This is a genomic window from uncultured Microscilla sp. (assembly GCF_947493425.1).
In the GTDB taxonomy this organism is placed as follows: Bacteria; Bacteroidota; Bacteroidia; order Cytophagales; family Microscillaceae; genus Microscilla.
In genome coordinates this window covers 1-524 of record NZ_CANLRP010000472.1, presented here as the reverse complement: position 1 = coordinate 524, position 524 = coordinate 1, and the positions used below count along the sequence as shown (strand labels likewise).

The 524-nt window shown below is 42.2% G+C and carries 1 protein-coding gene; it reads left to right on the top strand.

The window, feature by feature from the left end:
* The first annotated feature begins 24 nt into the window (after positions 1-24).
* Positions 25-306: a hypothetical protein gene (locus Q0954_RS34375; protein ID WP_299466720.1), complete on the top strand. Its 282-nt coding sequence runs from the start codon at positions 25-27 to the stop codon at positions 304-306.
* The last annotated feature ends 218 nt before the right edge of the window (positions 307-524 follow it).

Here is a 524-nt window from a genome sequence, read left to right as displayed (position 1 = left end):
AAAAATTAAACAATAAACCATCACATGATACAAGCAATAAAAAAGTACTGGAAAAGGCTACAACATACTGTACCTCAGTTATCAAGGGAGGGCAAAGCTGCCTACTCACAGGCAAAACAAGTGCCTGCGCGCTATACCAATAGTTTGGTGTTTTTTCAGGAGCTGCAAACTCGCCTGCAAAACAACGAACCCCTCAGCGAACGAGACGCCATACTTGCCAGGGCTGCCCTTGCTATGCTAGGGGCAAAGTTTTATAAGGAGTATAACCAACTATTGGGGCAACTGATAGGCGAGCGACCTCAATGACGAATTACGAATGATTCAATTACGAATGGGCACCAAGCGAAGCTAAAAACTAAAGTATGAATGGCTTCGCCCAATTCGTAATTCTCAAATTCAAATGTTTGCCAACCATCAAACAATTCAACAATCCTAACAATTCAACAATCTACCCAGCTTTTTTTAAAAAGTACCGTTCCCGCCTCGGTTGTGTGTTTTCACCAACCGATCGAAACCCTAAAATA